This is a genomic window from Bacillus cereus group sp. Bce019 (assembly GCF_051781745.1).
Taxonomy (GTDB): domain Bacteria; phylum Bacillota; class Bacilli; order Bacillales; family Bacillaceae_G; genus Bacillus_A; species Bacillus_A cereus.
Window position 1 is genome coordinate 459,677 of sequence record NZ_JBPWJX010000001.1, and the last position, 13,270, is coordinate 472,946.

Below are 13,270 nucleotides of genomic sequence, written 5' to 3' on the forward strand. Positions count from 1 at the left end.
GTGAGGCTGCCAAAGGGTCTTGGCTTTCATATGTCAAATTTGGCATACGAAAGTGTAGGACTCTTTGTGCACAGGCACAAAGAGTTTTTTTATTGCAAAGATTTAAACTGAAGGAGGATATAACAATGGAACAAAAGCCAGTGTTAGACGTTAATGAAGTACCGAAACCGGGAAAATGGTTATTTTTAAGTATACAACATTTGTTCGCGATGTTTGGATCAACAGTGCTTGTTCCGTTTTTAACAGGATTGAATCCATCAGTAGCATTAATATCAAGTGGATTAGGAACGTTAGCATTCCTTCTTATAACGAAAGGTCAAGTACCTGCTTATCTAGGATCATCATTCGCCTTTATCGCACCGATTATAACAGCGAAAACGGCAGGTGGACCGGGAGCGGCAATGCTTGGTGGTTTGCTAGCAGGACTTGTGTACATCTTAATCTCACTCGGAATTAAGAAATCAGGATCAGAGTGGATTATGAAATTACTACCACCAATCGTAGTTGGTCCAGTAGTAATGGTAATCGGTCTAGCTTTAGCACATACAGCAGTTAACATGGCGATGAACGGTGCGGATGGCAAATATAGCTTTACACACTTTTCAGTAGCGTTAGTAACATTAGCAATTACAATTATATGCTCGATATTTGGAAGAGGATTTTTCAGTATCATACCAGTGTTACTTGGCATTATCGGCGGATATATCTTCGCTTACTTCCAAGGGCTAGTAGACTTAAAGCCGGTAGCTGAGGCAAAATGGTTTGTTGTACCAGATTTCACAGTACCATTTGTAACATACACACCAGAGTTTTCATGGAAGATTGTACTCTTGATGGTACCAGTTGCACTAGTAACAATATCAGAACATATCGGACATCAAATTGTTCTTGGAAATGTTATTAAAAGAGATTTAATTGAAAAACCAGGTTTACACCGTTCAATCTTCGGTGACGGAGTAGCAACATTAATCGCGTCACTAATCGGTGGGCCACCGAATACAACGTATGGTGAAAACATCGGTGTGCTAGCAATTACGAGAGCATACAGTGTATACTTATTCATCGGTTCAGCAGTATTCGCAATCATGTTCGGATTTATCGGTAAGATTTCTGCACTGATTCATTCGATCCCAACACCAGTTATGGGTGGTGTATCAATCTTACTATTCGGTGTAATCGCATCAAGCGGATTACGCATGATGGTAGATGATAAAACAGATTTAAGTGACAAACGAAACTTAATGATTGCATCAGTAATATTAGTAATCGGTATTGGTGGAGCGGTACTTCACGTAGGAGAATCATTCCAAGTAGAAGGAATGGCACTAGCAGCAATTGTAGGTGTACTGTTAAATCTACTACTACCGGAAACGAAACAAATAAAACAATCTAAGCAGATTGCTTCATAATAATAACCTTTTAATTCAGTCCTGTGAGACCGGAAAGGGTGGCTTCTTTCTTGCACCCTAGTCTCACACGATTAGGGTATTTTTATGCAAAGGTTGTTATAAAAATTCAAAAGTGGTAACATAAAAATCAGAAAGATGAGGGATGACGATGAGCCATTTGTTAACGATGAGTGAATTATCGGAAGTAGAAATTTCAGAAATCCTAAAAGATGCAGAAGATTTTGCGAATGGAAAAGAGAGCAAAACGACAGAGCAAACTTTTGTTGCGAACTTGTTCTTTGAGAATAGTACGAGAACGAGATTTAGCTTTGAAGTTGCTGAGAAGAGATTAGGACTTGATGTTTTAAACTTTTCAGCTGATGCATCTAGCGTACAAAAAGGAGAAACTCTATACGATACGATAAGAACACTAGAATCAATCGGAACAAAAGCAGTGGTCATCCGCCACGAGCAAGATCGCTACTTCGATGAACTAAAAGATCAGGTGAATATTCCAATCTTAAATGCTGGAGATGGATGCGGAAACCACCCAACACAGTGCCTACTGGACCTTCTTACAATTAAACAAGAGTTTGGAAGATTTGAAGGTTTGAAGATTGCAATAGTAGGAGATGTTCGTCATAGCCGAGTAGCACGTTCTAATGCAGAAGCATTAACGAAGCTTGGTGCAACAATTTACTTTGCAAGTCCAGAAGAGTGGAAAGATGAAGACAACACATTTGGAACATACAAACCATTAGATGAACTTGTTCCAGAAGTTGATGTAATGATGTTACTCCGTGTACAACATGAGCGTCATGATCATTATGAAACAGACATTATGAAAGAATATCATGAGAAACACGGATTAACAGTAGAAAGAGAAAAGCGTATGAAAGAAGGAAGCATTATTATGCATCCAGCTCCTGTAAACCGTGATGTTGAAATTGCAAGTGAACTTGTTGAGTGTGAGCGTTCACGTATATTTAAACAAATGGAAAATGGAGTTTACGTAAGAATGGCTGTACTAAAACGCGCCTTACCAAATGTATTAGGAGGAATGAAACATGAATTATTTGTTTAAAAATGGTCGTTATATGAATGAAGAAGGAAAAATCGTAGCAACGGATCTTCTCGTACAAGACGGTAAAATCGCTAAGGTAGCAGAAAATATTACGGCAGATAATGCTGAAGTAATCGATGTGAACGGAAAGTTAATCGCACCTGGATTAGTAGATGTACACGTACATCTTCGTGAACCAGGTGGTGAACATAAAGAAACAATTGAAACAGGTACACTAGCAGCGGCAAAAGGTGGATTCACTACAATTTGCGCAATGCCAAATACACGCCCGGTACCAGATTGCAGAGAACATATGGAAGACTTGCAAAAACGTATTGAAGAAAAAGCTCATGTTAACGTACTACCATACGGAGCAATTACAGTACGTCAAGCTGGTTCTGAAATGACAGATTTCGAAACATTAAAAGAACTTGGAGCATTTGCTTTCACAGATGACGGCGTAGGCGTACAAGATGCGAGCATGATGTTAGCGGCTATGAAACGTGCAGCAAAATTAGATATGGCAGTAGTTGCGCACTGTGAAGAGAATACGCTTATTAATAAAGGTTGTGTACATGAAGGGAAGTTTTCTGAGAAACACGGATTAAACGGTATCCCATCAGTATGTGAATCTGTACATATTGCAAGGGATATACTGCTTGCTGAAGCAGCAGATTGCCACTATCACGTATGTCATGTAAGTACGAAAGGTTCTGTACGTGTAATCCGTGATGCGAAACGCGCTGGAATTAAAATAACAGCAGAAGTAACACCGCATCACCTAGTGTTATGTGAAGATGATATCCCATCAGCTGATCCTAACTTTAAAATGAACCCACCGCTTCGTGGAAAAGAAGACCATGCAGCATTAATTGAAGGTTTATTAGATGGAACGATCGATATGATCGCAACTGACCATGCACCGCATACAGCGGAAGAGAAAGCACAAGGAATTGAAAGAGCACCGTTTGGAATTACTGGTTTTGAAACAGCATTCCCGCTTCTATACACAAACCTTGTGAAAAAGGGAGTTATTACGCTAGAACAGTTAATTCAATTCTTAACAGAAAAGCCAGCTGATACATTCGGCTTAGAAGCAGGTCGCCTAAAAGAAGGTAGAGCAGCTGATATTACAATCATTGATTTAGAACAAGAAGAAGAGATTGACCCAACAACATTCTTATCAAAAGGAAAAAATACACCATTCGCAGGTTGGAAATGCCAAGGATGGCCGGTAATGACAATCGTTGGTGGTAAGATCGCATGGCAAAAGGAGAGTGCATTAGTATGAAAAGACAACTTATCTTAGAAGATGGAACAGTATTAATTGGAACAGGTTTCGGAGGCGAAATCGAAAAGTCAGGTGAGGTTGTATTTACAACAGGAATGACTGGATATCAAGAAACATTATCTGATCCATCATATTGCGGTCAAATCGTAACATTCACGTACCCATTAATCGGAAACTACGGCATTAACCGTGACGATTTTGAATCCATTCACCCATCTGTAAATGGTTTAATCGTAAACGAAATTTGTGATCACCCATCAAACTTCCGTAATGAAATTTCGTTAAATGATTACTTGAAAGAAAGAAATATCCCAGGATTAGCAGGGATTGATACGAGAAAATTAACGAGAAAAATTCGTCAATACGGTACATTACGTGGACGCCTTTGTAACATGGATGCAGATGTAGAGTACATTGTAAGCCAATTAAAAGCGACAGTATTTACAGATCATGTAAAACGCGTATCAACGAAAGATCCATACCCAAGTCCAGGTCGTGGTCACCGAGTTGTACTAGTAGACTTCGGTATGAAACATGGTATTTTACGAGAATTAAATAAGCGTGACTGTGATGTAATTGTAGTTCCTTACAACACAACAGCGGAAGAAATTTTACGCCTTAGCCCAGATGGAATTATGTTAAGTAATGGACCTGGAGATCCGAAAGATGTACCAGAAGCAATTGAAATGTTAAAAGACATTATCGGTAAAGTTCCTTTATTCGGAATTTGCCTAGGACATCAATTGTTCGCTCTAGCATCAGGTGCAAATACAAGTAAGTTGAAATTTGGTCACCGTGGTTTAAACCATCCAGTAAAAAATCTTGCAACTGGAAAAGTAGCAATTACATCTCAAAACCACGGATACGCAGTAGAAGAAGAATCAGTTGAAAATACAGATCTTGAAATTACACATGTTGCTTTAAACGATGGAACGGTAGAAGGTCTTCGTCATAAGAAGTTCCCGGCATTTACAGTACAATACCATCCAGAAGCTTCAGCGGGACCAGAAGATGCAAATGATTTATTCGAAGATTTCTTAACAATGATTGAAAACTTCAAGAAAGAAGGGGAAGAGTTATGCCAAAACGCCTAGACATTAACACAATTTTAGTAATCGGATCAGGACCAATTGTAATTGGGCAAGCAGCGGAGTTTGACTACTCTGGTACACAAGCTTGTCAATCTCTTAAAGAGGAAGGTTACAAAGTAATCCTTGTTAACTCTAACCCAGCAACAATTATGACGGATACTGCAACAGCAGATAAAGTATACATCGAGCCATTAACATTAGAATTCGTAAGCCGTATTATTCGTAAAGAACGTCCTGATGCAATCCTACCAACATTAGGTGGTCAAACAGGTTTAAACATGGCTGTTGAACTTGCAAAATCAGGCGTACTTGACGAGTGTGGAGTTGAAATTTTAGGAACAAAATTATCAGCAATCGAGCAAGCGGAAGATCGTGATTTATTCCGTACATTAATGCAAGATTTAAATGAACCAACACCACCAAGTGAAATTATTCATAACCTTGATGAAGCATATGGATTTGTAAACGAAATTGGTTACCCAGTAATCGTTCGACCAGCGTTCACATTAGGAGGAACGGGCGGCGGAATTTGTCATAACGAAGAAGAGCTAATTGAAATCGTAACAAGTGGTTTAAAACATAGCCCAGTAACACAATGTTTATTAGAGAAAAGTATTGCTGGCTGTAAAGAAATTGAATACGAAGTAATGCGTGATTCAAATGATAACGCGATTGTAGTGTGTAACATGGAAAATATCGATCCAGTTGGTGTTCATACAGGTGATTCAATCGTTGTAGCACCGAGCCAAACGCTAAGCGACCGTGAATACCAAATGTTACGTAACACGTCATTACGAATTATTCGTGCACTAGGAATTGAAGGTGGATGTAACGTTCAGCTTGCACTAGATCCATATAGCTTCCAATACTATGTAATCGAAGTAAATCCACGTGTAAGTCGTTCATCTGCACTAGCATCTAAAGCAACTGGATATCCAATTGCGAAATTAGCAGCAAAAATTGCAGTCGGCTTAACGTTAGATGAAATCGTAAACCCAGTAACACAAAAAACTTACGCTTGCTTCGAGCCAGCGTTAGACTATGTTGTTTCAAAAATTCCACGTTGGCCGTTTGATAAGTTTGAATCAGCGAACAGAACGCTTGGAACACAAATGAAAGCAACTGGTGAAGTTATGTCAATCGGACGTAACTTAGAAGAATCATTACTAAAAGCAGTTCGTTCTTTAGAGCTTGGCATTTATCACTTAGAATTAGACCACTTAAAAGAACTTGATAAAGAAACGATGAAAAAACGTATCATTAAAGCGGATGATGAACGACTGTTTATTGTAGCAGAAGCAATTCGCCAAGGTGTAACGAAAGAAGAAATCAATGAATGGTGTGAAATGGACTTCTTCTTCTTACAAAAAGTTGAAAACATCGTAAATATGGAACGTGAAGTAAAAGCGAATGTAGGAAATATGGAAGTACTACAAACTGCAAAAGAAATGGGCTTCAGCGATCACTACATTGCAGCAGCTTGGAACAAAACGGAGCGCGAAATTTACGATATGCGTAAAGAAAATAATATGATGCCAGTATTCAAAATGGTAGATACTTGTGCGGCAGAGTTTGAATCTGCAACGCCATATTACTACAGCACATATGCGGACGAAAATGAATCGATTGTAACAGATCGTAAGAGTGTAGTAGTTCTAGGATCTGGTCCGATCCGTATTGGTCAAGGTGTTGAGTTTGATTACGCAACAGTTCACTCAGTATGGGCAATTAAAGAAGCTGGATATGAAGCAATTATCATTAACAACAACCCAGAAACAGTTTCAACAGACTTCAGTATTTCTGACAAATTATACTTTGAACCATTAACGATTGAAGATGTAATGCATATTATCGATTTAGAAAAACCAGAAGGTGTTATCGTTCAGTTCGGTGGACAAACGGCAATTAACTTAGCAGCGAAACTAGAAGAACACGGTGTGAAAATTTTAGGAACATCACTTGAAGACTTAGACCGTGCAGAAGATCGTGATAAATTCGAAGCTGCTTTAACAAAACTTGGCATCCCGCAACCAGTTGGTAAAACAGCAACGACTGTAGAACAAGCGGTAGCAATCGCAGAAGAAATTGGTTACCCAGTATTAGTAAGACCATCTTACGTACTAGGTGGACGTGCGATGGAAATCGTATATCGTCAAGAAGAACTACTGCACTACATGAAAAATGCAGTTAAAGTTCATGCAGATCACCCAGTATTAATCGACCGTTACATGGTTGGTAAAGAAATTGAAGTAGATGCAATTTCCGATGGTGAGAATGTATTCATTCCAGGTATTATGGAACATATTGAACGCGCTGGAGTTCACTCTGGTGACTCAATTGGAGTATATCCACCACAAAGTTTATCTGAAAAACTAAAAGAACAAATCATTGAACATACAATTGCACTTGGAAAAGGATTAAACATTGTTGGATTACTAAATATCCAGTTTGTAGTATTCAAAGATCAAGTGTACGTAATTGAAGTAAATCCACGTGCAAGCCGTACAGTACCGTTCTTAAGTAAAATTACAGGCGTACCGATGGCGAATGTTGCAACGAAAGTTATTTTAGGGCAAGACCTAGTAGAGCAAGGATACGGAACTGGCTATCACCCAGAAGAGAAAGAAGTATATGTAAAAGCTCCGGTATTCTCATTCGCGAAACTACGCTCAGTTGATACAACATTAGGACCTGAAATGAAATCAACAGGGGAAGTAATGGGTAAAGACTTAACGCTTGAAAAAGCATTATATAAAGGGTTAGTTGCTTCTGGAATTAACATCCCAACGCACGGCTCAGTAATCATTACTGTAGCGGATAAAGATAAAGAAGAGGCGATGGAAATTGCAAAACGTTTCCACGAAATCGGCTATAACTTATTAGCAACAGCTGGAACAGCACAATCATTAGAAGAGCAAAATATCCCAGTACAAGTTGTAAACAAAATTGATTCTGAAGACTACAACTTACTAGATATTATCCGTCAAGGAAAAGCACAGTTTGTAATTAACACATTAACAAAAGGTAAACAACCAGCGCGTGATGGTTTCCGCATTCGCCGTGAATCAGTAGAAAATGGTGTGGCTTGCTTAACATCACTTGATACAACAAGAGCAATCTTACGAGTATTAGAATCTATGACATTCTCAGCTCATTCAATGAAAGAAATTACGCAAACAAAGCGTCACGAGGTGGTACATGCATGATGCAAAAGCAAAATATGATCGTCGTTAACCAAAAAGAAATCGCAAAAAATATTTACGAATTAGTGCTTCAAGGAACGTTAGTACAGCAAATGAACGAACCAGGGCAGTTTGTACACATTAAGGTAGCAGAGGGCATTGCGCCCCTTCTGCGCCGCCCAATTAGTATTTGTAATGTAGATCAAGAGAAGAATGAATTTACAATGCTATATCGTGCCGAAGGACAAGGGACAAAAACATTAGCAACTAGAAAACAAGGTGAAATGGTAGATGTACTAGGACCATTAGGACACGGTTTTCCTGTAGAAGAAGCAGAAGCTGGTCAAACAGCTTTACTAGTAGGTGGGGGAATTGGTGTACCACCACTTTATGAATTATCACAGCGCCTCGTTGCAAAAGGTGTACGTGTTATTCACATCTTAGGCTTTCAAACGAAAGATGTAGTTTTCTATGAAGAAAAATTTGCAGAACTTGGTGATACGTACGTTGCGACAGTAGACGGTACACACGGTACAAAAGGATTTGTCACAGATGTAATTGATAATTACGGAATTGACTTTGATATTCTTTATTCATGTGGTCCGCTAGCGATGCTTCGTGCATTAGAAGGACGTTACAAAGAGAAAAAAGCCTATATTTCATTAGAAGAACGTATGGGCTGTGGTATTGGAGCTTGTTTCGCATGTGTATGCCACTTACAAGAAGATCCAAGTGGACATTCTTACAAGAAGGTGTGTAGCGACGGACCAGTATTTCCAATCGGGGAGGTTGTACTATGAACAGATTGCAAGTTGAATTACCAGGATTATCATTAAAAAATCCAATTATACCGGCATCTGGATGCTTTGGGTTTGGTCGTGAATATGCACAGTTTTACGATTTAAGTGTACTAGGATCAATCATGATTAAAGCGACGACAGAACAACCACGTTATGGAAATCCAACGCCTCGTGTTGCTGAAACACCAGGGGGCATGCTAAATGCAATCGGACTTCAAAACCCGGGATTAGACAAAGTAATGAATTCGGAATTACCATGGTTAGAACAATTTGACCTTCCAATTATTGCAAACGTTGCAGGCTCACAAGCTGAGGATTACGTAGCGGTTGCGAAGGAAATTTCTAAAGCGCCTAATGTCCATGCACTAGAATTAAACATTTCTTGTCCGAACGTAAAAACAGGTGGTATCGCCTTTGGTACAAATCCTGAAATTGCTGCTGATTTAACGAAGCGAGTAAAAGAGGTTTCTGAAGTACCTGTATACGTGAAATTGTCACCGAACGTGGCAAACATAGTAGAAATTGCAAAAGCGATTGAAAATGCAGGTGCAGATGGTTTAACGATGATTAATACATTGCTTGGTATGCGTCTAGATTTAAAAACAGCTAAACCAATTTTAGCAAACCGTACAGGCGGATTATCAGGTCCTGCGATTAAGCCAGTAGCAATTCGCATGGTACATGAAGTAAGCCAAGCGGTTAACATTCCAATTATCGGAATGGGTGGTATTGAAACAGCTGAAGATGTAATTGAATTCTTCTATGCTGGCGCAAGCGCAGTTGCAGTAGGTACAGCGAACTTTATCGATCCGTTCGTATGTCCGACAATTATTGAAGAGTTACCAGCATTATTAGATGAATTAGGATTTGATCACATTTCGGAATGTCAAGGAAGGAGCTGGAAGCAAACATGTCACAGTCGTTAATCGTTGCACTAGATTTTCCAGGGAAACAAGAAGTAGAACAATTCTTACACCACTTTGAAGGGGAAGAGTTATTTGTCAAAGTAGGTATGGAGTTATTTTACAAAGAAGGCCCTGCGATTATTACGTACTTAAAAGAAAAAGGACATAAGATCTTCTTAGATTTAAAACTTCATGATATTCCGAATACAGTAAAAAGCGCTATGCGTAGCCTAGCTAGTCTAGATGTTGATATGGTAAATGTTCATGCTGCTGGGGGAAGCAGCATGATGAAAGCTGCGATTGAGGGATTAGAGGAAGGTAAGCAAGAAGGAAAAGAGAGACCGATTTGTATTGCAGTTACACAACTAACAAGCACTTCGGAAGCTATGATGAAAAAAGAGATCGGCATTGAGAAAACGTTAGAAGAAGCGGTTGCTCATTATGCAAAATTAACGAAAGAAAGTGGACTTGATGGCGTTGTTTGTTCAACACTTGAAGTTCCAAAATTACGTGAAGTATGCGGAAATGAATTTGTAACAGTAACACCGGGGATTCGTCTTGCAAGCGATGATGTAAATGACCAAGTGCGCGTAGCAACACCGAAACGTGCGAGGGAACTTGGCTCAAGCTACATCGTAGTTGGACGTAGTATTACAAAAGCAGAAAATCCGCTTGAAGCGTATAAAACAGTAAAACAACAGTGGGAAGGTGTAACAGTATGAAAAAAGAAATCGCATCGCATTTATTAGAAATTGGAGCAGTATTTTTACAACCGAATGATCCATTCACTTGGTCTTCAGGTATGAAATCACCAATTTATTGTGATAACCGTTTAACTTTATCTTATCCAAAAGTACGTCAAGCGATTGCAGCTGGATTAGAAGAGTTAATTAAAGAGCACTTCCCAACTGTAGAAATTATTGCAGGAACAGCAACTGCTGGTATTGCGCACGCTGCATGGGTAAGCGATCGTATGGATTTACCAATGTGCTACGTACGTAGTAAAGCAAAAGGTCACGGTAAAGGGAACCAAATCGAAGGAAAAGCTGAAAAAGGTCAAAAAGTCGTAGTAGTAGAAGACTTAATTTCAACTGGCGGTAGTGCAATTACATGTGTAGAAGCACTTCGCGAAGCTGGATGTGAAGTATTAGGAATCGTATCAATCTTCACATATGAGTTAGAAGCAGGAAAAGAAAAACTAGAAGCAGCTAACGTAGCATCATATTCTTTAAGTGATTACAGTGCATTAACTGAAGTTGCAGCAGAAAAAGGTATGATTGGACAAGCTGAAACGAAAAAATTACAAGAGTGGCGTAAAAATCCAGCTAACGAAGCTTGGATCACAGCGTAACATGAAAAAAACGACCGCGGGGGAACGCGGTCGTTTTTTATATTATTGTTAAAACTTCATGTAAAGAACAGATAGTAGGAATATCGTACTTGAGTTGTGAGTTATCTCGATTTAACCATATCCCTTGCATCCCAGCTGCTGTACTACTAATCGCATCAGTCTCTAATCGATCGCCAATATAATAGCAATCTTTCATTTCAAGGTTCGATTGTAATACGGTTCTGTGAAAAATTTCAGGATCTGGTTTCGATATACCAAGTTCACTAGAAGTAAATATATATTTGAAAAAAATCTATAATACCATTTCTTTCAGCAGCCTCATAATCAAGTAAAGTTCCATCAATATCAAAGAAAATCATATTGCTGTCTCCTTGCTAACAACTATTTAGCGTTTTCAGCAACCTCATATCCTTTCACAAACAATAGCGTCATATAAGAAACGATAAACGAGAAGATACTGTACATGCCAACCCAAAAGAAAAATTTTGGAGTAAAGGCGATAACACCTATTATTAAAAAACTAGCAAACGTTACAATCGGCATTACGTAATACGTTTTCGTTTTGCGTGTTCCAATAACAGATACGATAAAGATAAATAATGGACAAATTAATAAGACGAAAATCAATTCATTCATAGGTATGTCCCCTTTTCTAATTGCAGTAATCTGTTTCTCGTAAACGTTTTGAAATAATTACTCTCCTAATATAATTTCGCTAAGTAATAACGAATCCCTCTTGAAAACTTATAATTCATGATGAATTTTACAAGCAAAAAACGTAAGCAAGAGAACACTTGCTTACGTTATAGGATAAACATCGCAACGATCGTGGTGACAATTAAACCGATAACAACCGGTAAAAAGTTTCGGCGTGCAAGTTCAAATGGATCGACTTTACAAATCGCAGCAGCAGGAATAAGTGCCCAAGGAATTAACGTCCCGCCCCCGGTCCATATAGCTGCAATTTGCCCGAGTGCTGTTAATGTAGCTGTTCCATGGCCAAGTGCTGTTCCAAAAAGATTGGCAATGGAACCAGCAAGTGATATACCTGAAAAACCTGATCCATCTAAGCCGGTAATGACACCCACGATGGTTAATGTCCCTGCCGATACATATTGATTTAAAGGAACAGTTTGAGATAAAGCGATGCCTAAGTCGTTAATGATTCCGTGTGAACCTTTCGGTAAATAGTCTCCGATAATTTTCACAAAGCCACTATCTCCTAAATAAAAGAGTGCAGCGATAGGAATAACTGGTCCGAAAATTTTAAAGCCAAATTGGAGCCCTTCTATGAAATAATCGGTCGTTTTATTCAGTCCATTACCTTTGTAGGCGATGAGAGAAATGATGATAATCATAATAACAGTTGTTCCGCCGATAAGTGCAGTTGCGTCGCTTCCTTGTAGTTGAAATTGAATCATGCAAAGGATATCAATGATATATACGATAGGGATACAAATAGCGAGCCATTTCTTTGTACGAGGAGATAATGAAGTGAGCGTTTTAGAAGACTCAGTTGATAGAATAGATTCTTGTATAGCTAAGCCTGTATGAAACTCTTTTCGTAAGAAGAAAAAAGCGACGGAAGTTGTCACAACTCCCATAACGATAACGAGTGGAACACTTGCAGATACGACGCTGGAAACAGGGAGACCAGCAGCGTCTGCGGTTAATTTTGGTGCGCCTTGTATAACGAAGTCGCCGGATAAAGCAATCCCATGACCGAATAAGTTCATAGCAATTGCTACTCCAATTGGGGGGAGACCGACGCGTACAGCAACCGGTAATAAAATAGCTCCCATTAAGGCGACAGCGGGAGAAGGCCAAAAGAAGAAAGAAATTGTCATCATCAAAAGGCCAATAATCCAGTAGGCGAGGGTAGGGGTACGGATCATCTTTGTAAATGGTGAAATCATTGTATCATTTATACCGGTATGAACGAGTAAATTGCTCATGGATACAATAATAGAAATGATTAATATAGTTGGTAATAGCTCAGTAATGGCGTAAATAAAACTTTGAAAAATGCCGCTAACGGCAAGAGGGATAGAACTTGTAGCAGTTAATGCTAATAAAAAGATAAAAACGATACAAATAATTGTAGTATCTTTCCGGAGAATAAAAAAGGTAATAATAGTGAGTAAACAAATAACATAGAGAGCGTGTAATAGCGTTAATTCAACTCCCATAACATTCACA

11 protein-coding genes and 1 pseudogene are annotated in these 13,270 nt (G+C 38.9%); 9 read left to right on the forward strand and 3 right to left on the reverse strand.

The annotated features are described in order from the left end of the window. Nucleotides 1–125 precede the first annotated feature (125 nt). From uraA to pyrE, 9 genes are all read left to right on the forward strand, one after another. The gene (gene uraA / locus ACS2QP_RS02575; protein WP_000435928.1) at nt 126–1,409 is read left to right on the forward strand and encodes a uracil permease; all 1,284 of its coding nucleotides are present in this window, start codon (nt 126–128) and stop codon (nt 1,407–1,409) included. Between the two features lie 148 nt (nt 1,410–1,557). Beyond that, nucleotides 1,558–2,472 (forward strand): aspartate carbamoyltransferase, encoded by a 915-nt coding sequence (gene pyrB / locus ACS2QP_RS02580; protein ID WP_000018849.1) that lies wholly within the window; start codon nt 1,558–1,560, stop codon nt 2,470–2,472. After that, entirely contained in the window at nt 2,456–3,742 is a 1,287-nt protein-coding gene (gene pyrC / locus ACS2QP_RS02585) for a dihydroorotase (protein ID WP_017672854.1), read from the forward strand. Before pyrB ends, pyrC begins: the two co-directional genes overlap by 17 nt. After that, on the forward strand, nt 3,739–4,836 hold the full coding sequence (locus tag ACS2QP_RS02590) for a carbamoyl phosphate synthase small subunit (RefSeq protein WP_000828680.1): 1,098 nt from the start codon (nt 3,739–3,741) through the stop codon (nt 4,834–4,836). The genes pyrC and ACS2QP_RS02590 overlap by 4 nt, the downstream gene beginning before the upstream one ends. After that, complete coding sequence (gene carB / locus ACS2QP_RS02595) at nt 4,821–8,039, forward strand: carbamoyl-phosphate synthase large subunit (protein WP_001126101.1); 3,219 nt, start codon at nt 4,821–4,823, stop codon at nt 8,037–8,039. The genes ACS2QP_RS02590 and carB overlap by 16 nt, the downstream gene beginning before the upstream one ends. Further along, on the forward strand, nt 8,036–8,815 hold the full coding sequence (gene pyrK / locus ACS2QP_RS02600) for a dihydroorotate oxidase B electron transfer subunit (protein ID WP_000983359.1): 780 nt from the start codon (nt 8,036–8,038) through the stop codon (nt 8,813–8,815). Before carB ends, pyrK begins: the two co-directional genes overlap by 4 nt. Then, nucleotides 8,812–9,741 carry a dihydroorotate oxidase B catalytic subunit gene (gene pyrD / locus ACS2QP_RS02605; RefSeq protein ID WP_001081049.1) on the forward strand — a complete coding sequence of 310 codons (930 nt, stop codon included), beginning with the start codon at nt 8,812–8,814 and terminating at the stop codon, nt 9,739–9,741. The genes pyrK and pyrD overlap by 4 nt, the downstream gene beginning before the upstream one ends. Beyond that, entirely contained in the window at nt 9,726–10,442 is a 717-nt protein-coding gene (gene pyrF, locus ACS2QP_RS02610) for an orotidine-5'-phosphate decarboxylase (protein WP_000083510.1), read from the forward strand. The genes pyrD and pyrF overlap by 16 nt, the downstream gene beginning before the upstream one ends. Then, nucleotides 10,439–11,071, forward strand: a complete 633-nt coding sequence (gene pyrE / locus ACS2QP_RS02615) for an orotate phosphoribosyltransferase (RefSeq protein ID WP_000711440.1) — start codon at nt 10,439–10,441, stop codon at nt 11,069–11,071. The genes pyrF and pyrE overlap by 4 nt, the downstream gene beginning before the upstream one ends. Nucleotides 11,072–11,108: 37 nt before the next feature. On the opposite strand, the pseudogene ACS2QP_RS02620 reads toward pyrE, so the two are convergent. The 3 genes and pseudogenes from ACS2QP_RS02620 to ACS2QP_RS02630 all read right to left on the reverse strand — a co-directional run. After that, nucleotides 11,109–11,360: pseudogene (locus tag ACS2QP_RS02620) on the reverse strand (HAD family hydrolase); the annotation flags it as partial. A 92-nt stretch (nt 11,361–11,452) separates the two neighbouring features. Then, nucleotides 11,453–11,707 carry a YbeF family protein gene (locus ACS2QP_RS02625; RefSeq protein ID WP_001003915.1) on the reverse strand — a complete coding sequence of 85 codons (255 nt, stop codon included), beginning with the start codon at nt 11,705–11,707 and terminating at the stop codon, nt 11,453–11,455. Nucleotides 11,708–11,874: 167 nt separating this feature from the next. After that, a complete protein-coding gene (locus ACS2QP_RS02630) occupies nt 11,875–13,260 on the reverse strand; it encodes a membrane protein (RefSeq protein WP_000537906.1) in 1,386 nt (461 codons plus the stop codon). Between the last annotated feature and the right edge of the window lie 10 nt (nt 13,261–13,270).